Origin of the sequence: Marinomonas balearica (genome assembly GCF_004362145.1) — a bacterium.
Taxonomy (GTDB): domain Bacteria; phylum Pseudomonadota; class Gammaproteobacteria; order Pseudomonadales; family Marinomonadaceae; genus Marinomonas; species Marinomonas balearica.
The window spans coordinates 144,464-166,550 of the sequence record NZ_SNXC01000012.1; the positions used below are offsets into that span (position 1 = coordinate 144,464).

The window sequence follows — 22,087 nt, forward strand, 5'->3', positions numbered from 1 at the left end:
TCCAAGCCCTAACCCTCCAATAGCATCACTGAGGACTTTTGGAACGCCTTATTAGCAAATTTAAAAAACAGCGAATAAAAGACAATCAACTCGGTGCTACCGAAACAACACTAGACGTTACCAACACCGCCATCGACCAGCAGCTCAGAGCCAAGCATATAACTGGATTCATCCGACGCCAGAAAAACCGCCGCTTTAGCTAGCTCTTCGGTTCGCCCCATGCGACCCAAAGGCACAAGTTGACGAACCTGTTCCTTTAGCGCTTCTTTTTCCTTTTGAGGTAAACCGAACTTGTCGAAAGCGTCCGTCTCCGTCGGGCCAGGGCTTAGCGAGTTCACACGAATACCAAGATGTTTTAGTTCTCCCGAAAGCGTACGACTTAACGACAGTAAACCGGCTTTACTCGCTGCATACACGCTACTTTGTGGTAAGCCTATGTGAGCCGATACACTGCCGCACAATATAATAGACGCAGAATCTGACAGAAGCGCTTGCAGTGATTGAATCAAAAAGAATGGACCTTTCAGATTGGTTGATATCACTCGATCAAAGGCCGCTTCATCCCAGTCTGCTACTGGAAGGTGTGTTACGTCTCCAGCATTAACAAAAACAATATCAAGCCTCGGAAAAGTGTCTGCAATGTAGCACGAAAGAGCTTGTTGACTGGCAATATCACCTGCGTCATTCTGGAATATATGAGCATTATCACCTAATAGTGCTTTCGCCTTTTCGAGCCCTTCGACATGACGTCCAGTAATCAAGACCTCTGCTCCTGCTGCGATAAACTGCCTCGCAGTCTCAAAGCCTATTCCCGCGCTTCCTCCTGTAATCAACGCGTATTTTTGGGCTAACCGTCCCATAAGAATTCTCCTTGAAAAAGTAATTTGGAGAAGCCAGTATGTTTACTAAAGTACCCTATTGATAGTAGGTACTAATTGGATACTAAAGGAACTTATAGCAATGACCACATTACTTCCACATTCTGACGAAGCGGATCGTATCCCCCCTTGCCCAATGGTTGATTTCGTTAACATCGTGTCAGGAAAATGGGCTATTCCAATACTGTATCGACTGATTGTAACCACCGACGCAGTTCGATTTGGAACCTTGCAACGTGCAGTCGCGCCTATCACTCAAAAAGAGTTGACCAAACAGCTTCGCGCTTTTGAAGACATCGGATTAGTGAAGCGCACCGCCTACCCAGAAATGCCGCCACGGGTCGAATATCAAATTACTGAGTTGGGGAGGACTTTAAAGCCAACACTCGATTCGCTGGCGAAGTGGATGACGGAACATAAATCAGACTTGTTAGAAAAGCAGTCGCAGCCGTGAGTCGATCGCTAAGCAAATCAGACTAACCGATTGGCCTTCTCACGAGACGCTTTAATGATCATCTCCGAATTTAGACCGTCGTTTGTCATCACTCGTTGCCATGCTTGTGGAGCAGTTAAGCCGGTTTTAATATGACGCTCTGCAACGCGCTGGTTACTCACAGAAATTGGTACATCCAAAAACCAAGTTTCATCAAAGACTTCTGCCTTTAAGCGATTCCAAGGTTCTTCATTGAGCAGCAGATAATTCCCTTCCACCAATACAATCTGATCAGTTGATTTCAGCTCAATGTCATTTTCAATTGGGTCGCCGTTGTGATGGTCAAAACTAGGAAAAACACCTGAGCCTTTGTGTTTAGCGCCGACCAGCTCTGAAACCAGCCTGACAGCATCAAACGTAAACGGCGCACCTCGGCGAATATAAGCCTCTTCTCGGTTTGGCATCTGATCAAGTTGATGGCGATACAAGTGATAGCCATCCATTGGGATGACCATCAACCTATCGCCAAGCGCATCTTTAAGCTGCGCTGCAAAGGTGCTTTTTCCGCTACCCGGAGCGCCGACTAAACCGATCCAATATTGTTCACCTTGGTCAAGCGTTGAGGCGAGTCGCTGAAGATATGGAATTTGGTTTGAGGACGGCATTTTTGGTACTAACTCATTGATTAATTAGGATTTGGCTAAGACTCTCAATGCAACGCCTGCCGCCGCAGTGCGGTTTTCGACCCCCAACTTCGGAAAAATTTGTTCAAGGTGCTTGTTAACCGTTCTAGGGCTCATTTCGAGGATTTCGGCGATCTCTCGATTCGTTTTGCCGTTTGCGATCCAGCGCAATACTTCGGATTCTCTATCAGTTAAGTTCAACTCAGATTTTAGTAGTTCTACTTCCGTCGGCTTTACGCCATCTTCTAGCTTGAGTAGCGCTTCTTTCTGTTCTGTATAACCCATCATTTTGATGGATAACGGATACTCTAACCCTTCCAACTTTAAAGTATTCCCCGTTTCGGGGGAATGAAACAACCAGCTTCTAATTTGCTGAGCAAATTCTGTTGTCTGCCAAACTTGGCTGGCACGGGCTTTGGCTAACAAAGCATAGGTTTGCGGCGTCGCCCAAGCGATGGAGCCTTGCTCCGTTGCTGTCATGAGGTATTGCCCCATACTGTCTAACGCCGATTGCGCATTGTTTGCCTGACGCGCATTGTTCAGATGTACACGCATTCGTGCAATCAGTTCGTTGGGTTGAATGGGTTTGGTGAGGTAATCGACGCCACCCGCTTCTAGGCCTCGAACGATGTCGTCGGTGTCGCTTAGCCCTGTCATAAAAATCACTGGAATACTCGAAAGATTGGGGTCGGCCTTTAACGCTTTGCACGCTTCAAAGCCATCCATGGTCGGCATAATGGCGTCCAGCAATATAATATCGGGGCGAATTCTCTTAGCGATAGTAAGTGCCTGCTTACCTTCTAAAGCCACAAGCACATCCATATTGGCAGCTTCCAACGTGTCGTGAATCAGGCTTAGAGCGTCGGGCGAATCATCCGCTACCAGTACAACTTCACTTCTCACGAGATCACTTGTGGTGTTCATCTTTATCCATTCTCAATTCAAATTACGATGATGGTTGCTGTAGATGTTGTTCTAGATATTGCGCAATACTTTCAAATTGAAAGCTCTTATACAGCGCTTCCAGATGATTCATGTGTAACTCCGACATCCATTTCATTTGATCAAGGCTATCGAGTGTACTACGAATGCCTTTTTTGTACCCCATTTCTGAAAACGCAATCAATTCTCTAATCAGGTCATGGTCTTGAATATATGCATTTTCATCCACCGGATCAGAGCGTTTTTCATCTTCTTTAGGGTCGAACTCAGAAACGAGATGCGCTTCAGAGTCGGTATTGGATGATTGATAAACCCACTCAATAGCAAGCCAGCTCTTTACCACTTCAAGCAACGTACCGTTGTTAATTGGTTTCACTAAATACTGATTAAATGCTGCCTGTTCGTCTGGCTTACGCTGACTTTCTTGTGCATCGGCAGACAACATAACAATGGGCGATGTGAACCCTTGATCACGAAGGTGCTTCGCTAGGCTTAAACCGTCCATTCCCGGCATCGATACATCGAGTATAAAGAGATCCGGTGAGACAGAGTCCAATTGCTCCAAACACGCTTTAGCATCGGACGCTTCCAACACATTAAACCCAATGGGCGACAATATATCCGATAACAACCCGCGCACAACGGGATCATCATCGACGACCATAATAGACCTTTGATACCCTTCATAACTTACTATGCGCTGATGTAAACTCGTTTGGGCATCTGGATGGTTTACCCACGGTAGCAATAAGCTAACGGTAAATTCACTGCCTGTACCCACTTTAGAGTTCGCTTTAAGGTCTCCTCCCATTATTTCTGTCAGCAGTTTAACAATCGTTAAACCTAACCCCGTTCCCGGTAGATTTGCGGAGTATTTGTCTCGCACACGTTCAAACGGGTCAAAAATACGCTGTAAGTATTCTGGTTTAATACCGACACCCGTGTCTAAAATATGAAATTCCGCAACCTGATTACGGTAGTTAATTTCGAATGTCACTTTCCCTTTTTGCGTATACTTCACGGCGTTCGATAATAAATTAATCAGTATTTGTCGCAGCCGTTTTTCATCGGTCACAACAAAACGCGGTAAAGGAGCACGAATATTAAGCTCGAACTCGATGCCTTTTCCTTTTGCCTGCATTTCAAACATGCTTTCGAGTTGCTCTATTAAGTTCGGTAAATCCACCGTATTACGGTATAGATCAAATCGCCCTGCCTCAATTTTGGAAATGTCCAACAACCCTTCAATCAAATCGGCCAAATACAAACCACTGCGCTGAATAATATCTAAGCCGTTTTGGTGCTGCGTAGGCACATCTTTCTTATCGGAAAGCAATTGCGCGTAACCAATAATGGATTGCAGCGGCGTACGTAGTTCATGACTAATTCCGGTCAAATAGCGACTTTTCGCTTCATTTGCTCGCTCAGCCAACTCTTTTGCATCTTGTAATGCACGATCGGTTTCTTGGTGAGCATCAATCTCTTTTACTAATTTTCGCGTTTGACGGTTAGATTCTTTCTGCGCTACCACTCGACTCTCATGGGCTAACAAAAAGAGCCAAGACAATACCCCTGAAACAATCAACAATGTAAAAAACAGCGCCCACATCGTGTCTTGCAATAACACCGCTTCACTGGCGGTTTCTGGTGACATTTGTCGGTAAATCAGCAGCATCAACGCCGCATTAATTAAATTAATGAAAAACAGTAATAAGGTAAAACGTCCAAATCGAGAGCTGATGGCTTTCACCGCCCGCTTAGGCAAAAACAATCGCAGAAAATAGCCACTTTGGGCGCTGATGTTCGCTCTCGGTTTGCAGCTCTCTAAACAACGAACGTCTAACGAACAGCACAACGAACAAATCGGCTGAATATAGGCAGGACAAAAGCTCATGTCTTCTGTCTCAAATTTATTTTGGCAAATACCGCAGGTTAACGTCACGAGATTGGCATGAGGGTGTCGTACTCGCTCTGCATCAATCAAAGGAACAAGCTCTGGACTCTGCCTAGCTAAATAGTATTTCCCTTTCGTAAACCAAGCGATTGCGGGGACGCAGACAAAACAGGTTGCTAGAGAGATAAAATGACTCAAACTTTTGGCCACTTCACCAAATGCCCCTAGATAACTGACCAACCCAATGACCGTCGCAATCAACATAGATCCCGTTCCGACAGGGTTAATGTCGTATAAATGCGCTCGTTTAAACTCAATGTAATTTGGGCTTAAGCCCAAGGGTTTGTTGATTAATAAATCGGCTGCCAAGCTGCCTAACCAACTCACGGCACTGATGGCAAACACACTTAAAATAGCCCCCAGAGCCTGATAAATACCCAGCTCCATCAACAACAACGCAATGGTAACGTTAAACACCAACCAGACGACTCGTCCGGGGTGGCTATGGGTCAGCCGAGAGAAAAAGTTCGACCAAGCAATTGAGCCAGCATATGCATTGGTTAAATTGATTTTCATCTGACAAATGAATACGAACACTGCCGCTAATATCAGAGCGGTAGTAGGAGAGGTCGTCAAAAAGAGAAAGATACGCTGATATAGAAAAGTCGGATCGGTTGCCTGAATGGCTGAAGCGCCATCCGAGATTGCTAAGTACGCTAAGAACGATCCAAGCAGCATCTTTATCGCACCGATAAACACCCAACCCGGCCCAGCTAGCACCAACCAAAACCACCAGCGTTTTGCATTTTCATTGGTTTTTTTAGGGAAAAAGCGTAAGTAATCCACTTGCTCGCCAATTTGCGCCATTAACGCAAACAGTACCGATGCCGCAGCACCAAACAAAACCCAATCAAAGTGCGCTCCTTCTGGAAGCTGAGGCGGAGTGTAATTAGACCAATCATCAATGTGCCGATACTCTGTAGTCAGTACCACTGCAATGGCCGCAAACTGCAGCACCAGCCAAATCCACTGAGTACCATTTTGAAAACGGCTAATGGCTCGAATACCGTGTGTAACAATCGGGATAACCAATAATGCAGACAAGGCATAACCAATGGAAAGCGGTATACCTAAAAGCACTTCTAAGGCAGACGCTAAAATAGCCGCTTCAATGGCAAAAAAGATAAAGGTGAAAGTCGCGTAAATCAGCGATGTGATGGTTGATCCGAGGTACCCAAAACCTGCACCTCGAGTCAGTAAATCAATGTCTAAACCGTGCTTAGCAGAATAGTAAGCAATCGGAAAACCGGTCACGAAAAAAACGGCCAACACCGTCAAAATAGCGGCAACAGCATTGGTAAAGCCGTAACTTAGAGTGATAACGGCGGCTAAACCTTCTAATGCGAGAAAGGCTGCTGCACCCAGTGCAGTATGACCCACGCGCTCGATCGACATGGTATGACCTTGCTTTGACGTATAACGCAAGGCGTAGTCTTCCATGGTTTGGTCTGCTACCCATTTATTGTAATGGCGCCTAACTTTAAAGATCTTTTGAGCAGCAGACATTTAAGCGCACCTTTAAAGCAAATCGAAGATCTTACCCCTCCCGCTCCTCTTAAAAAGAAGAAGGAGGATCGGAGGGGTAAGTTGTTATTTACGCTACCGCAAGAACAACACCAGCAAGAGCAATAACAGAACCAGAAATACGCGTCACAACAGGCGTACCAAAACGTGTTGCTAGTTGACCAAGACCCACTCCCACTAGGTGCAATGCCGTTGTCGCAAGAGCAAAACCAATTGCGTATTGAATGCCATTTGCTGTCATTGGCATTTCAGCTCCGTGCGCCGCACCGTGGAACATTGCAAATGCGCCAGCAATGGCTGCACATGCAACAACTGGAAGGCGCTTAGCACCCAATACCAATGTTCCTAGAACGACCACTGACAATAGAATACCTTGCTCAACGAACGGTAGGTTCAAACCTGAAACAGCCATCGAGCCACCCAACACCATTGCGATTACAAACGCGGCTGGCACAGCCCAAAGTGCGCGTCCACCCATTGCCGCCGCCCAAAGACCAACTGCAACCATCGCAAGAAGATGATCTAATCCGCCCATAGGGTGCATTAAACCCGACATAAAGCTAGACACATGCTCGTGACCAGCATGGGCCAACGCTGTGCCAGAAGTAGCTGCAAGAGCAGAAGCAGCTAACACTTTAGCTGACATTCCTTTAGAAAAAGATAAACGCATGAAGAAATCTCCTAAATAGATAAATTAAACGACCGCTTTTGCCGGTGGTATTTGTTTCGCTTCCAGCATCCCTTCAGACACAATAAATTGAATAATGTCATCTAAGCCTTCTGCTTTTTTCAAGTTGGAAAACACAAAAGGACGCGCGCCGCGCTGTGCTTTTGCGTCTTGATCCATCACATCCAGTGACGCACCAACCAACGGAGCCAAGTCCGTTTTATTAATAATCAACAGATCAGACTTAGTAATGCCCGGTCCACCTTTACGTGGGATTTTATCGCCCGCTGAAACGTCAATAACGTAGATCGTTAAATCAGACAATTCAGGGCTGAAAGTCGCCGATAGATTATCACCTCCTGATTCAACAAACACCACATCCAATTCACCATGACGTGCTAATAATTCATCTATTGCTGACAAGTTCATAGACGCGTCTTCACGTATCGCGGTATGTGGGCAACCGCCCGTCTCTACGCCTACAATTCGATCGGCTTCCAGCGCTTCATGACGCGTCAAGAATTTCGCGTCTTCCTGCGTGTAGATGTCGTTCGTAACAACGGCGATGTTGTAATACTCACGCATTGCAGAACACAATGAACGAAGTAATGCCGTTTTACCGGACCCTACTGGACCGCCAATCCCTATACGCAGCGTTTGCTTTGGTTTTGTCATTGCTATTACCTATCTTTTAAAATTCTAATCTTGTTGGCTGATGCCTATGACCCCTCCCTAATCCACCCCTTTTAAGGGGAGGAAAAAGAAAATCCGATCTACTCCCCCTTTTTTAAGGCGGAGGTTGGGAGAGGGTCTATCTATGATCTAAATAACCGTGAATATTGCGTCTCATGCAAACAACTCGCAATCGCCACAGCGGGAAGTCCCGCGCCCACATCGTCTTCATCAAGCGTTTTTGATAACTGGATCGCTTCGGTGAGTACAGGCTGGAGTGTACCAAACAAAACCTGAGCTTGAGTTTGGCCTAACGGAACCAACTTCGTCGCCGCAGCGATTTGGTTCTCTAACCACGACCATGTAAAACCCAGCGCCGCTGTATCAAATTCTATGTTCCAATCACTTGCGGCAATCGCAAATAAAATGGTGAAGCTCACTTCTTCTGCTTTTGAGAATGGTGTATCTATCTCCAAACTTCGAAGCAGACGTGCCAAGGCTTCTCCCATCGCAGAATCGTTCAGTCTCAGCTCTTTGGTTTCACGACAAGCCAAGGCCAAATCGTTCAATTCCACCATGCGAGCATGATCCCGAGTCGCCCAAGCCGTCATCGCCAATCTCAATATCGGCAAGTCCACCCGTGCAAACGATTGCATCAGCTGAAGTGATGTCCAATCTTCTACCTGAGCCTGATTTTTAATCCAACCCTGATCGATCGCGTATTCTAGCCCTTGTGAAAATGCATATCCGCCAACGGGCAAACTCACACTGCTCAGCTGAAGTAACCGCAACAATGCCCGATCAGTGGTGTTGATGTCCATGACTATAGGCTCCAGATTCCGGTTTGAAAATGGCTTCTTCATGAGTCACGACCAAGCCTAAAAGGTGAAGCATTTCCTCTAGCACATGGTCAGGCTTAATGCGTAACCAACGCGCACCGACTTCAACTTTGGTATGTCGATTTCCAAGGTGGTAGCAGGCTTTAGCAAACACTTCCCAATCATCGCAGCTCGCATGCGAGACAGGTTCAACTGCGCCCACCACTTGCACCACTTTATTACACTCGGAGCGCAAATACTCGCCAACCAATAAAGGCTTACCGCGCTCTAAAAATACACGCACCTCTTCACCATTTTCCGCTGTGAGTTTCAAACGACCGCGCTCTCGCTGATCGGAATCCAACATAACGGTTGTAAACACATCTTCGTGGCAATGTGTGCCCAATCGAGTATAAATATCCAAACTATTCCTCCTAAGACCCTTCCGTTCTCCTGCTTGAGAAAAACGGACACCGTATGCTGACAACCTCCACTACGAACTGGAGGTTGTAGGGTCTACATCACTAAAACAAATTATATAACTGCGCCAAAGGCAATTCTTTGGCAGGTTCACACGTTAACAATTCACCGTCCGCACGCACTTCGTACGTTTGCGGATCGACGGTAATGTCTGGCATCCAATCGTTGTGAACCATGTCTTTTTTGCTGACTGTACGGGTGTTTTTACACGCCACCAGTGAACGATCTAAACCAAGGCGGTCTTTAATACCATTTTTTAAAGCTGCATCGGACACAAAGGTCACCGACGTTGCCGCACTGGCCTTACCAAACGAACCAAACATCGGACGATAATGAACCGGTTGTGGGGTTGGGATAGACGCATTTGGGTCGCCCATCGGCGCACTTGCGATCATTCCGCCTTTAATGATCATCGACGGTTTAACCGCAAAAAAGGCAGGCTTCCACAACACCAAATCGGCCAATTTACCCGGCTCAATGGAACCCACTTCATGGCTCATGCCATGCGCAATTGCAGGGTTGATTGTATATTTTGCAATATAACGCTTAGCACGAAAGTTATCTGCACCCAGTTCTTGATCTTCCGGTAGCAGACCGAACTGTTGCTTCATCTTATGCGCGGTTTGCCATGTACGAGTAACCACTTCTCCCACTCGGCCCATTGCCTGAGAGTCAGAAGAGATCATCGAGAACGCACCACGATCATGAAACACATCCTCTGCCGCAATGGTTTCCTTACGAATACGAGAATCGGCAAACGCAACATCTTCTGGAATGTTGCTGTCCAAGTGGTGGCACACCATCAACATATCAAGGTGTTCATCAACGGTATTGTGAGTATATGGACGCGTAGGGTTGGTTGAAGACGGCAACACATTTGGCTGACCTGCTGCACGAATGATATCCGGCGCATGACCACCACCCGCACCTTCCGTGTGATAGGTATGAATAACACGGTCTTTGAACGCACCTAAAGTGCTGTCCACAAAGCCCGACTCATTAAGCGTATCGGTATGAATCGCCACTTGAACATCATACTTTTCAGCGACAGACAAACAACAATCAATCGAAGCAGGTGTTGTACCCCAATCTTCGTGAAGCTTAAGACCACACGCGCCGGCTTCCAGTTGTTCTTCTAACGCCTCCGGTAAGCTGGCGTTACCTTTACCAAGAAAGCCAAGGTTCATCGGCATACTGTCTGTTGCTTGAAGCATCTTTCCGATATACCAAGGTCCCGGTGTACAAGTCGTAGCATTGGTGCCAGTTGCAGGCCCAGTTCCGCCGCCAATCATGGTTGTTACACCAGATGTCAGCGCTTCTTCAATTTGTTGTGGGCAGATAAAGTGTATGTGTGAGTCAATGCCACCCGCCGTTAAGATTGAACCTTCTCCGGCAATGACTTCCGTACCCGGCCCAACGACAATATCAACATTATCTTGGACATCTGGATTACCCGCTTTACCCACTTTGAAAATACGGCCTTCTTTAACGCCGACATCGCCTTTAACAATGCCCCAGTGATCAATCACTAAAGCATTGGTAATCACAAGATCAACCGCAACATCGTTGGTTAACTGGCTTTGCCCCATACCATCACGAATAACCTTACCACCGCCAAATTTCACTTCATCGCCGTAAGTTGTAAAGTCTTTCTCTACTTGAACCCAAAGGTCCGTGTCGCCCAAGCGCACTTTATCGCCGGTTGTTGGACCAAACATTTGAGCGTAGCTGGCACGGTCCATCGTTTTTTTGGATGTACTCATGATTTACTCTCCTCAGATGAGTCGGAGGTCAGTGTTCCCATTACATCGCCTCTAAAGCCGTAAATGGTTTTGCTGCCTGCGTATTCTACCAGCTCGACCTCTCGGCCTTGACCCGGCTCAAAACGCACGGCTGTACCCGACGCGATATTAAGTCGAAAGCCTTTCGCTTTTTCTCGTTCGAAAACTAGGGCTGGATTCACTTCATAAAAATGGTAATGCGAGCCAATTTGAACAGGGCGATCTCCAGTATTTTCAACACGCAGAGTCAGAGTTTCACGCCCTTCATTTAGGATAATCGCCCCATCGGCGACTTGAATTTCACCAGGAATCATTACAGTCCCTCCAAGAAACAGTACAAAAGCAGATAACCGCTTCACCTTGATGCTGAGCATCAGGGCAAAATAGTACGCTGCATTTTCTAATTAATAGGGTTATGAACCGTGACTAATTTAGTCCCGTCCGGAAACGTTGCTTCGACTTGAACTTCATGAATCAAATCGGCAACCCCGTCCATAACCTGATCGGCGCTCAACAATGTTTTGCCAAACGCCATCAATTCAGCCACCGTTTTTCCATCACGAGCGCCTTCAATAATTTCCATGGTGATGTAAGCCATGGCCTCTGGATAATTCAGCTTGAGACCGCGATTTAAGCGACGCTCAGCCAACAAAGCGGCAGTAAATACCAGCAGCTTGTCTTTTTCTCTTGGTAGTAATTCCATTGTCGTCTCTTGATTTAGTAAATTTTAATTATCCTATAGGGCATTGCCCTGTGGGCCGTCGCTCTATAGGACATAATGACCCCATGTACAAACGGGGGTCGTTGTTAAGTCGCCCATATCCTTGGCTCACATGCCGCCCTTCCCAGTAATTCAGGGCGTACTAATTGCCAACATGTTGTAAACAATCGTTTCATTCTTTCGCTGTCATTGTTTAGACTTCGAATGACAATAAATTCATCTACAAGCGTAGCACCGGATACTCCGTCTGCCTCGCGGCACGCGTCTTTTAATGATTCCAGAAGTGCGGCGTTTTCGTGCTTAAATGGCCCAGCGATTAAAACACCGTTGACCGGATTCGCCTGAAGCCCTGCCGCCCTTGTCATCAAATCGCGACTTTGTGCATCGATAAGCAAACGCTCTCTTAATCGAATACGACCATCCACACGGATTTGAATGCATTGATCCGCCTGACCCTCGCTGAAGTCCAACTGATTAGCGGGTAAACCAAAACAAGTCACTTCCCAGCCAATAAAACGCGCAGATCCATGAAGTTCGACTTTATTAATCAGCTTGGTATTCGCATTGGGATACAAAATCGTTTCTTGAGGCAACCATTCCATTACGGCGTCTTTGGCGACATGAAGGTGAGTTGTTTGACGCTGTAGCGTTTTATCGGGTCTGGCTTTATATACTCGTCCAGCTCCGGGGGTGGTGATCAATACATGTGTATCAGGCGTTTGTTTAGATTCAATAACCAATTCATCGCCCGAAACCAAACCACCGGGGGGATGTAAAAGATAAACGTGAGCGGTGTCTTTTCCTTCTGGATAAAACGGTTTCTGAACGTATAACGGGCCTTTATGGTCGCACGTTTTCAAAACAGTACCACGCGCCGTTTGATCAAATCCCAGTTTCAAATAAGCCTGCCACTGGCTAACAGGAGCGACAAAATGTTCAGTACTTACTACGGGCTCTGCCAATAGGCTCATAACACCTCTACTACTTATTCATATGTCTGTGCTTATGCACCAAGATGGGCACAAACAAATCTATTCCCCATGCGAAATTCGTGCCCAGTTTTTTTCACTGTGTCACAAACAGCCTAGCCTCCGTCTTATAAAAAGAAGGAGGCTAGGCATAATAGCTCAATTTATACTGCCAAATACTGCTTTATTAACTCATCATTTAGGTTTTCCATCTTATCTGCTGCAACAATGCGGCCTTTTTCCATCAGACGAAACTCTTTACCCACCCGACGAGCAAAGCCCAATTTTTGTTCCACTAAGATCACAGTAAGCCCTTCTTCCTCATTCAATTTAAGAATGACGTCACCAATTTGCTTCACTATGTTCGGCTGAATGCCCTCATTTGGTTCATCCAATATAAGAACTTTGGGCTCCAGCACCAAAGCACGGCCAATGGCCAACTGTTGTTGTTGCCCTCCCGATAAGTCGCCACCTCGTCGATGCAGCATTTCCTTTAATACGGGAAAAAGCTCAAAGATCTTTTCCGGAATCTCCTTACTTTTGCGAACAGGCAACCCAATACGAAGGTTTTCCTCAACCGTAAGCATAGGAAAAATATCACGACCTTGAGGCACATAACCGATTCCTGCAAATGCTCGTCGCTCCGCGCTTTGTTTATGTAACTCCTCGTCGCCCATCGTGATTTCGCCACTTTGAATCGGTAATAGTCCCATTATGGCCTTGAGCAAGGTCGTTTTGCCAACGCCGTTACGCCCCATAATACAAGTGATGGATTTAGGGACGATGTCGAGATCCAGATCCCAAAGAATTTGAGTGCCACCATACAGTTGGTTCACCTTATTAATGGAAATCATGCCATCACTCCTGCTAGGTTGCCTTCATCATCCTGTTCTTCACCCAGATAAACTTCGATCACATCCTTATTGTTTTGAATCTGATCCATCGTGCCTTCTGCGAGAACCGACCCTTGATGGAGAACAGTGACAGTGCGAGCAATACTGCGAACAAACTCCATATCATGCTCAACGACAATAACCGTGCGCTCCCCCGCCAATGACGTCAATAATTCCGCTGTTCGTTCTGTTTCCTGAGCTGTCATCCCCGCGACCGGTTCATCAATCAGCAAGAGCCTCGGATCAGAAACCAACAACATTCCAATTTCTAACCATTGTTTCTGTCCGTGCGACAATGCGCCTGCTTTCATAAAGCGCTGTTTACGCAACCCGATAATCGCTAGAACCTCATCAATACGATCAATTTCTGAGGGAGACAACCGAGAAAATAACGTGGGAAGAACCCGTTTATCGGTTTTTAAAGAAAGCTCAAGATTATCGAAAACAGTTTGTTCTTCAAAAACCGTCGGCTTTTGGAATTTCCTACCGATGCCAAGCTGGGCAATGTCCGCTTCATCTTTCGTTAAAAGATTATGATTTTGACCAAAATATACGGTGCCAGAATCGCACTGAGTTTTACCGGTAATGACATCCATAAGAGTCGTTTTTCCAGCACCATTCGCGCCAATTAAACACCGTAATTCACCGTCACCCACATACAGGTTAAGGTTATTCAGTGCTTTAAAACCATCGAAGCTTAAATTAAGACCTTCGACGTACAGAATCATTTGATTCCCAACGTCGACCTGAGCTTGTTCCGGCGCTAAAAATGGCCACACCTGATCACGACGAAAAGTGTCTCGAAGGCCTTGTAAGGATTGATCCAAGGTACTCATGATGCCGCCTCCTGTTCACCCTTGGTTAGACGTTTTGACGTCAATTGCCCATACAAACCCATTAAACCTTTCGGTAGATAGAGGGTCACTAATACAAACAATGCGCCTAACGCAAACAGCCAGCCATCAGGCATAATGGCGGTGAATCGCGTTTTTGCGTAGTTCACTAACAACGCGCCAATAATGGCACCTATTAAGGTTCCTCGACCGCCGACCGCCACCCAAATGACAATCTCGATTGAGTTTATCGGTGAAAACTCACCCGGATTAATGATCCCAACTTGCGGAACGTACAATGCCCCAGCAACACCAGCAATCACCGCAGAATACACAAACAACCACACTTTATAGCACTCAGTTCGATAACCGATAAAGCGCGTACGGGCTTCGGAATCTCGCACTGCAAGCGTTACCTTTCCAAGGCGTGATGACAGGATGCGTTGGCTTAGCATCAATATGACGGCCAACAAAATCGCCGTAATCAAAAAAAGCGATACGCGCGTTGTATCGGCTTGAAGATCAAACCCTAGAATCTCTTTAAAGTCCGTCAAACCGTTATTGCCACCGAAGCCCATTTCGTTGCGGAAAAAAGCCAACAGTAAAGCGTAAGTCAGAGCTTGTGTCATGATGGACAAATACACGCCCGTGACACGAGAACGAAACGCCAACCAGCCAAACACAAACGCTAATAAACCAGGAACAAGAACCGCCATCACCATGGCGAACCAAAATTGATCCATACCTAACCAAAACCAAGGCAGTTCTTTCCAATCCAAAAACACCATAAAATCGGGCAATAGCGGATTGCCATACACGCCTCTATCACCAATTTGACGCATCAAATACATGCCCATGGCATAGCCGCCCAACGCAAAGAACGCACCGTGTCCCAAACTCAATATCCCACAATAACCCCAGATAATATCCACAGCCAACGCCAACATAGCATAACACAGGTACTTGCCCAGCAACGTAATACTGTATGTGCTGACATAAAGTGCAGAATCTTGCGGTAGCAACAGGTTCGCCGCTGATGCCAATACCGTGATGCTCAACAAGATCACCACAAAAGGTAAGGTGTATTTGCCAGAAGTACGCCCAGCTGAAAACCAATTTAAGAGTTTTATCATTCTGCCGCTCTCCCTTTTTGAGGGAACAGTCCTTTAGGACGTTTTTGGATAAAGAGTATGATGAAGACCAACACGAGAATGGCCGCGAGCACTGCACCCGTTGTCGGTTCTAAGAACTTATTTGCAATCCCTAGAGTGAAAGCCGCCACCAGCGTTCCCATGAGATTTCCAACCCCTCCAAAGACCACCACCATAAACGAATCAATAATGTAGGATTGACCGAGATTTGGCCCCACGTTCGTAAGCTGAGAAAGCGCAACACCCGCAATTCCAGCAATGCCTGAACCCAAGCCAAACGTCATCGCATCGACCCATTCCGTTTTCACACCCATTGCTTTCGCCATATTTCGGTTTTGGGAAACCGCACGCACATTGAGCCCTAATGAACTTTTCTTAAGCAGTAAAACCAGTGCCATAAATACCAAGAGCGCAAACGCCAAGATGTACAATCGGTTTAACGTCAACGACAACACTGGGTTAATTTCTAACGAGCCACTCATCCAAGTTGGTGTTGATACCTGACGGTTAAGGGGAGAAAAAATCGTTCGAACTAATTGCTGAAGAATCAAGCTGATACCGAACGTTGCCAACAAGGTTTCTAACGGTCGCCCATGCAACCGACAAATCACCAAACGCTCAATGAGAACCCCCATTAGCCCTGAAACCAAAAACGCCGCAGGAATTGCAACCCAGATGGAATAATCAATGTGGTTCGGCATCATAAGCTGAACAACGTAAGTCGTGTAAGCGCCCAGCATGATCATCTCGCCGTGTGCCATGTTAATCACACCCATCACACCAAACGTAATCGCAAGGCCGATTGATGCCAGCAACAACACAGAACCAAGGCTTAAACCAAAGAAGAGTTGATCGACCAAGGCGTAACGCTCGACGCGTTGGTTAATACTGACTAAAGCTTCGTCGGCCGCCGCTGCGACAGCCTTGTTTGAATCGTTCGTAAGTTTCGTTAAACCATTACGAACATCGTTTTCTAAACTGTCCGACAAATCTTCAATAGCAGACAGGCGAACACTTTGACTGTTCGATTTATCCGATGCGGCATACAAAGAAAGCGCCGTTGCTATCATGGCTTTTACATCGAGATTTTGTTCTTTGACATGCAACCCTTCGAGTATACCGATCACATTTTTATCGAGCTTCGCTAACAACTCACGTACCGCCGCTTCCCGCACGCTTGAGTCTTCTGACGTCAACTGAATACGGGCAATTACACTGCGCAACTTGCCGCGTAACTTATTATTTACTTTAACTTTTTTGACCTGCTTCTTTTTAAGGTCGGGCATTGGATCGCCGGAAAACATTGCCTGAAAGGTAACCTGCTTCCCTGATCCCATTTTTTCAACAAGAGAACGGTTCGATTTTACATAATAAAGATTGCCCGCAAGCCACGTGCGAAAAAGAGGAAGGTAGGCATCGCCGCCTTCCGCTTCTAGCTTTTCAACCACGGCAGGCATCTTAGACAGTTTGGTTTTGGTCAGTTCAAGCAACATAGGGCTGCCCGACTGAACCGTAGCCTCACCTGTCGCCGCATGAGCGACACTAAAAGGCAGCAACGCACCTATTAATAAGCAAAGCGTCAGAATAGCGTTCAAATTTCTGCTCCAAAATAGATTGGAAGATGATCTAAAAAAACTCCCAGCCAGCGTAACGCCAGCTGAGAGGTTTACCCCTGGGAGAGTAAAGTTCGGACAGTGATTGCGTTTTTACAGAAGAGCCTTAGACCCCTCCCTAACCCTCCCCTTTACCAAGGGAGGAAATATCAACACTTCGGTCTGACTCCTCCCCCTTGCCAAGGGGGAGATTGGGAGGGGGTCTCAGTAAAAAACGACAACTAAACTAATAGTTCTGACCAGAACACGCCTTAGTCTCAGTGTTGTAGTTGCCACACTTAACTGGGTCAGTCCAATCCGCAATCAGGTCTTTAGAACCCGGAAGGAAATCAGACCATGCATCACCAGCAACAACGCCGTCTGTTTCCCAAACCGTTTCAAATTGACCATCGTCTTGGATCTCACCAATAAGCACTGGCTTGCTCAAGTGATGGTTTTTATTCATAACAGCAACACCACCTGTAAGGTTCGGCGTTTCTTGACCAATCATGGCTTGCTCTACAGCATCAACGTCCGTCGTACCTGCGTCTTTCACAGCATTCGCCCACATGTTAAAGCCGATGAACGTCGCTTCCATTGGATCATTTGTTACGCGATCAGGGTTCTTAGTGAACGCTTTCCATTGAGTAATAAACTCTTCGTTCTCTTCTGTTTCAACACTTTGGAAGTAGTTCCAAGCCGCTAGATGCCCAACCAAAGGCGTCGTATCCAAACCAGATAACTCTTCTTCACCTACAGAGAACGCCACAACGGGGATGTCTTCGGAAGAAATACCTTGGTTACCTAACTCTTTGTAGAACGGTACGTTTGCATCCCCATTGATGGTCGAAACAACGGCCGTTTTCTTACCCGCACTACCAAATTTATTAATGTCAGAAACAATCGACTGCCAATCAGAGTGGCCAAATGGCGTGTAGTTGATCATGATGTCTTCTTCCGCTACACCCATGTCTTTTAGGTAAGCTTCTAGAATTTTGTTCGTGGTACGTGGGTAAACGTAATCCGTACCGGCAAGAACCCAACGCTCAACCCCTAGCTCATCTTTTAGGTAATTAACCGCAGGAATCGCCTGTTGGTTCGGCGCAGCGCCTGTGTAGAACACGTTTTTAGACGACTCTTCGCCTTCATACTGAACAGGGTAGAACATCAAACCGTTTAGCTCTTCGATAACCGGCAAAACAGATTTACGAGACACGGACGTCCAACAACCGAAAATCACATCCACTTCTTCCTCTGTCAGAAGCTCACGCGTTTTCTCTGCAAACAGTGGCCAGTTTGAAGCAGGGTCAACAACAACCGCTTCTAACTTTTTGCCCAGCAAACCACCTTTCTTGTTTTGCTCTTCTACCATCATTAAGACAGTGTCTTTCAGCGTGGTTTCAGAAATCGCCATCGTGCCAGACAAAGAGTGCAACACACCGACCTTGATGGTATCCGCTGCCATAGAAGGCAACGCAATAAGCGTCGCGCCAGAAAGCGCAATTGCAGAAGCAAGCGTTTTGATTTTCATGTTGAGGTTGTCCTATGTGATTTTGAATAAGTAATAGAAGTGGAACGGCGTGGCTTTTTAAGCTCTTTTTCCATTCAACTCGCTAAACACAGTATTCAGAATCACAGCGACAAAGGGTATGCGCGAAATGCACTAGGGGCATACGTCATTTGACGTAGTTGTGGCTAGAGAAACACTCTCTTAAACGTCTGTAATGAACGCCCAGAGGCTTCCTTTAGATATAAAATGAACGGCTCCAGACGTTAGGAACGAAAGCTCACTAAAGCTGTTTTTCACTTTAACTATGAGCTTACGCTGGCTTCTCTCCGCACCTTCCCTAACTTTTATTACTACTTAAGACGGCTATTCCCATTAAGACAAGGACGCTAGACGTGATTTTGGAAACATATGAATTGAATTTCTTTTCGGAAAAGTACTTTTTTATATGATGGATACCAATTGAGTAACCTATATGAACAACCGTTACGATCAAACATATCGTGAGAAACATAATCAAAAACTGCTCATTCGCGGAATGGTTAACATCGATAAACTGAGGCAAAAATGCGGATAGGAAGATAACGGTTTTCGGGTTGCTAGCCGATACTAAAAACGCCTCAAGAAAAATAGAAAAAGTAGTATTTTTCTTCACAGAAGCGCCATTGTTATCTATATGAAATGACGAGTTTTTCTTAGAGAGTAAGCTTTTTAATCCAATATAAATAAGATAGCTTCCGCCAATCACTTTCGCATATAGAAACCAAGTAGGAGATGATTGGAGTAACACACCAAAACCAAGTGCGACCATACAAACAATCAAAAATTGGCAAAGCAAATTACCAAAAATGGTTATAAATGAGTATTTCCAGCCGAACTTTATGCTGTTTTTTAACACTAAAAAAACGTTCGGGCCTGGTGCAAGCGTTGTTACGAAGTAGGCTAAAAAAAACATTAGCCAAACATGTATATCCATCTAAAAGCTCCTTCTATAAATTACCCTGACGATTCCTAAAAACACGATGAGAAAGAGTAACATCGTGGAGACGTATCTCCCTCTTCCTATAAGTCAAAACGTTTTTCTCCCTAAATATAGTCGCGAATCCGACTCCGAAGTGCAACACCCTAAATCAATAAGTTCAATCAGTAACTAACGGACGCCCCAAATTGCTTCTCCCGTACCAAGGCTTAGCAACCTCTTTTTTAATAGCACCCTGATGCGTCAGTCAACACCGACTAACGTATATAGTACCGTTCCATATCTAATCGATATCAGAGTGGTCTAAATTCCACGAAATTACAGTGATTCCTCTCTTTCATACTTCGTCAAAACCAACGGAGCTATCACCAGCACCAAATACACCGTATTGAACACTAGGTTGGAAACCACACCCGATGCAACGGAACCAATGCCATCAATCACGTACCAGACAAGAATGGCGTAAAGCGTGCTTCGCATGATGGCCTTGTTTCCAGCTTCAATCGCGGGAGCAACGACCCGCCAAAAAAGAACAGCAATAGCGCCTAAAAGACCCGCGGCGATAGAGACAATCCACATGGTGTTACGATCCAAAGGTTGATTGAGTCGGTCTAATGGCCAATCCGAAATATCCAATATCAGCCTTGCGGGTAAATTGATGCCAGCAAAGGGTGCCGTTGCCCAAAGTAACGCGTAGGCCGCAAATAGACTGGCGACGATTCGCATAAAAAGTGCACTTGTAGACGGTTTCATTTGGTATCCTCTTAGCAATGTAAATCCAAGTTGAGCTTACAATTCTCAACGACGACGAAACAATTACCTCAGAGGTAATGAAAAGTGGGTAACAAGGAAAGCCATGAACGACAGCTACGGTGTGATTTTAAAAAACTGGCGTAAGCAAAGGCGCTACAGCCAGCTGCAATTATCCGTTGAATCTGGCATATCCAGTCGGCACCTTAGTTTTCTAGAAACGGGTCGCTCGATGCCCAGTAAAGATACAGTGATTAAACTGGGTAACTTTCTCAAAATTCCAAAACGAGAGATTAACCGGATGTTGAGCGTATCAGGTTACGCTCCTGTTTTTCAGGATAGCGAGCACCCAAGCAACACGGTAGACATGAGCCCTGTTCTTTTTGCGATGGACACGCTCTTGGCAAACCATATGCCATTACCCGCACTGGTATTAAACCGTGATTGGGATGTTGTGAAAGCAAACCCAGCGGCCATCAATATCATGACTAAACTAGGGTTCGCCAACACGCCGAATCTAATAGAAAGCTTCATACTCGATGATCCTAACCGCTCTAGCGTTATTAATTGGGGCGAAACAGCTTCTGTTCTACTCAGTCGCATCACCTATGAGATCGATCTAGCAGGCGGCTCCGAACGCTTAATTCAGCTTAAAAACGCGCTTTCGGAAAAACTTCAAAGAGACAACCTCTCTCAAGAGATTGACTACAATCAAGCCGCATTGAGTACGACGTTTCAACTCGACAACCATCGACTGACATATTTCTCGCTTGTGACACAAATGGGAGCGGTTCTGGACACTACAACCAGCGAGTACAAAGTCGAGCTGATGTTTCCATCTAATGAAGAAACAAAACACTTTCATTACGAAGGCCACTGATATACGACCGATGATTATTAAAGCGAAAGAGAGTTTGATGCTTGCAGCACATTCCGAGTATTTTTAGATAAAAGCACATCAGTAAGACGTTCCAATAACTCCCCACCCTCGCGCCAGTAATGCCAATAGAGCGGTATTTCAATGGCAGCTTGGTCGGGAAATACATCAACAAGTTCACTCGTGCTTTCTGCTGCTTGGTATGTGGGTAATGCGCCGTAGGCGCTGCCAGAAGCCACTTGTTTCACCATCCCTATACTGGATGGACAGAGGTAACGAGGGGATGAAAATTCTAAGCCCATTTGCGTAAAGGCATCTTCGTGAATCTTGTCTTTCACGCCGTAAAGCACAGCCGGAGCCTGATTGAGACTCTGTTGATCAATAGCACTAGAGAAGTATGATTGGTGAAATTCAGGAGAGCAATAAAAGCGATACGTCATGCTACCAATATAATGGCTGCGTGTGCCGCTTAATGTCTTTTCGGTACTACAAATACACGCCACCACAGAACCCTCTTGAAGATGAGCAAGCCCTTGGCTTTGATCTTCAGTTATGATCTCAATGGCAACGTTATGTTGCTTTAAAAAGGGAGCCGTTGCGTCATGCCACCAAGTTGAAAGTGAGTCGGCATTCATGACAATTTTCAAGGTTGGGATAGAAGAGTCTGGGTTATAAACATTGATGAGTTCATTTTCCAGCAGCTTTACTTTACTAACGTGCTTTGCGATCTCCAAGCCAACGTCGGTCAGTGCAACTGGGCGGTCTCTTTTAACCAGAAGTATCCCTACTCTTTGTTCTAATGTGCTGATTCTTTGAGAAATTGCAGATTGAGTAATACCAAGCGCATTGGCTGCTCGCTCAAAGCTGCCTAATGTTCCGACTTTTTCCAACGCTTCTAACAATCGATAATCCAACATTAGTATTACTTATTTTGCATTAGTTAATTTAACTTTACCTTAATTCAAAAGAAGATCAATCTTAGCG

Annotated in this window: 22 protein-coding genes; 2 read left to right on the forward strand and 20 right to left on the reverse strand. The window is 45.8% G+C overall.

Annotated features, from left to right (window positions below; genetic code table 11):
• Positions 1-110 precede the first annotated feature (110 nt).
• The gene (locus DFP79_RS10500; RefSeq protein ID WP_133503904.1) at positions 111-860 is read right to left on the reverse strand and encodes an SDR family oxidoreductase; all 750 of its coding nucleotides are present in this window, start codon (positions 858-860) and stop codon (positions 111-113) included.
• A gap of 100 nt (positions 861-960) precedes the next feature.
• Here DFP79_RS10500 and DFP79_RS10505 point away from each other — a divergent pair, with 100 nt between their 5' ends.
• The gene (locus DFP79_RS10505; RefSeq protein ID WP_133503905.1) at positions 961-1,332 is read left to right on the forward strand and encodes a winged helix-turn-helix transcriptional regulator; all 372 of its coding nucleotides are present in this window, start codon (positions 961-963) and stop codon (positions 1,330-1,332) included.
• A gap of 17 nt (positions 1,333-1,349) precedes the next feature.
• Here DFP79_RS10505 and DFP79_RS10510 read toward each other — a convergent pair whose 3' ends face one another.
• From DFP79_RS10510 to DFP79_RS10595, 18 genes are all read right to left on the reverse strand, one after another.
• Positions 1,350-1,976: a nucleoside/nucleotide kinase family protein gene (locus DFP79_RS10510; RefSeq protein ID WP_133503906.1), complete on the reverse strand. Its 627-nt coding sequence runs from the start codon at positions 1,974-1,976 to the stop codon at positions 1,350-1,352.
• A 24-nt stretch (positions 1,977-2,000) separates the two neighbouring features.
• Complete coding sequence (locus DFP79_RS10515; protein ID WP_133503907.1) at positions 2,001-2,918, reverse strand: response regulator transcription factor; 918 nt, start codon at positions 2,916-2,918, stop codon at positions 2,001-2,003.
• A 22-nt stretch (positions 2,919-2,940) separates the two neighbouring features.
• Positions 2,941-6,396 carry a hybrid sensor histidine kinase/response regulator gene (locus DFP79_RS10520; protein WP_133503908.1) on the reverse strand — a complete coding sequence of 1,152 codons (3,456 nt, stop codon included), beginning with the start codon at positions 6,394-6,396 and terminating at the stop codon, positions 2,941-2,943.
• An 88-nt stretch (positions 6,397-6,484) separates the two neighbouring features.
• Positions 6,485-7,084 carry a HupE/UreJ family protein gene (locus tag DFP79_RS10525; protein ID WP_133503909.1) on the reverse strand — a complete coding sequence of 200 codons (600 nt, stop codon included), beginning with the start codon at positions 7,082-7,084 and terminating at the stop codon, positions 6,485-6,487.
• A gap of 24 nt (positions 7,085-7,108) precedes the next feature.
• The gene (ureG, locus tag DFP79_RS10530; RefSeq protein WP_133503910.1) at positions 7,109-7,756 is read right to left on the reverse strand and encodes an urease accessory protein UreG; all 648 of its coding nucleotides are present in this window, start codon (positions 7,754-7,756) and stop codon (positions 7,109-7,111) included.
• A 140-nt stretch (positions 7,757-7,896) separates the two neighbouring features.
• Positions 7,897-8,574, reverse strand: a complete 678-nt coding sequence (locus tag DFP79_RS10535) for an urease accessory protein UreF (protein ID WP_133503911.1) — start codon at positions 8,572-8,574, stop codon at positions 7,897-7,899.
• On the reverse strand, positions 8,555-8,995 hold the full coding sequence (gene ureE / locus DFP79_RS10540) for an urease accessory protein UreE (RefSeq protein ID WP_272643712.1): 441 nt from the start codon (positions 8,993-8,995) through the stop codon (positions 8,555-8,557). The genes DFP79_RS10535 and ureE overlap by 20 nt, the downstream gene beginning before the upstream one ends.
• A 100-nt stretch (positions 8,996-9,095) precedes the next feature.
• Positions 9,096-10,814, reverse strand: a complete 1,719-nt coding sequence (gene ureC / locus DFP79_RS10545) for an urease subunit alpha (protein ID WP_133503912.1) — start codon at positions 10,812-10,814, stop codon at positions 9,096-9,098.
• Positions 10,811-11,146, reverse strand: a complete 336-nt coding sequence (locus DFP79_RS10550) for an urease subunit beta (RefSeq protein ID WP_133503913.1) — start codon at positions 11,144-11,146, stop codon at positions 10,811-10,813. Before DFP79_RS10550 ends, ureC begins: the two co-directional genes overlap by 4 nt.
• Before the next feature lie 86 nt (positions 11,147-11,232).
• Complete coding sequence (locus DFP79_RS10555) at positions 11,233-11,535, reverse strand: urease subunit gamma (RefSeq protein ID WP_133503914.1); 303 nt, start codon at positions 11,533-11,535, stop codon at positions 11,233-11,235.
• A 104-nt stretch (positions 11,536-11,639) separates the two neighbouring features.
• Positions 11,640-12,524: an urease accessory protein UreD gene (locus DFP79_RS10560; RefSeq protein ID WP_133503915.1), complete on the reverse strand. Its 885-nt coding sequence runs from the start codon at positions 12,522-12,524 to the stop codon at positions 11,640-11,642.
• A 161-nt stretch (positions 12,525-12,685) separates the two neighbouring features.
• Entirely contained in the window at positions 12,686-13,375 is a 690-nt protein-coding gene (urtE, locus tag DFP79_RS10565; RefSeq protein WP_133503916.1) for an urea ABC transporter ATP-binding subunit UrtE, read from the reverse strand.
• A complete protein-coding gene (gene urtD, locus DFP79_RS10570) occupies positions 13,372-14,250 on the reverse strand; it encodes an urea ABC transporter ATP-binding protein UrtD (RefSeq protein WP_133503917.1) in 879 nt (292 codons plus the stop codon). Before urtD ends, urtE begins: the two co-directional genes overlap by 4 nt.
• Positions 14,247-15,380 (reverse strand): urea ABC transporter permease subunit UrtC, encoded by a 1,134-nt coding sequence (gene urtC, locus DFP79_RS10575; RefSeq protein WP_133503918.1) that lies wholly within the window; start codon positions 15,378-15,380, stop codon positions 14,247-14,249. Before urtC ends, urtD begins: the two co-directional genes overlap by 4 nt.
• Entirely contained in the window at positions 15,377-16,993 is a 1,617-nt protein-coding gene (gene urtB, locus DFP79_RS10580) for an urea ABC transporter permease subunit UrtB (protein WP_133503919.1), read from the reverse strand. The genes urtC and urtB overlap by 4 nt, the downstream gene beginning before the upstream one ends.
• 244 nt (positions 16,994-17,237) lie before the next feature.
• A complete protein-coding gene (urtA, locus tag DFP79_RS10585) occupies positions 17,238-18,521 on the reverse strand; it encodes an urea ABC transporter substrate-binding protein (protein ID WP_133503920.1) in 1,284 nt (427 codons plus the stop codon).
• A gap of 316 nt (positions 18,522-18,837) precedes the next feature.
• Positions 18,838-19,473, reverse strand: coding sequence for a LysE family translocator (locus DFP79_RS10590; protein WP_133503921.1), 636 nt, complete (start codon positions 19,471-19,473; stop codon positions 18,838-18,840).
• 321 nt (positions 19,474-19,794) lie between these two features.
• On the reverse strand, positions 19,795-20,229 hold the full coding sequence (locus DFP79_RS10595) for a hypothetical protein (protein WP_133503922.1): 435 nt from the start codon (positions 20,227-20,229) through the stop codon (positions 19,795-19,797).
• A gap of 103 nt (positions 20,230-20,332) precedes the next feature.
• Here DFP79_RS10595 and DFP79_RS10600 point away from each other — a divergent pair, with 103 nt between their 5' ends.
• Complete coding sequence (locus tag DFP79_RS10600) at positions 20,333-21,106, forward strand: MmyB family transcriptional regulator (RefSeq protein WP_133503923.1); 774 nt, start codon at positions 20,333-20,335, stop codon at positions 21,104-21,106.
• A gap of 17 nt (positions 21,107-21,123) precedes the next feature.
• On the opposite strand, the gene DFP79_RS10605 is transcribed toward DFP79_RS10600, so the two are convergent.
• Positions 21,124-22,020: an ArgP/LysG family DNA-binding transcriptional regulator gene (locus DFP79_RS10605; RefSeq protein ID WP_133503924.1), complete on the reverse strand. Its 897-nt coding sequence runs from the start codon at positions 22,018-22,020 to the stop codon at positions 21,124-21,126.
• Positions 22,021-22,087: the final 67 nt, after the last annotated feature.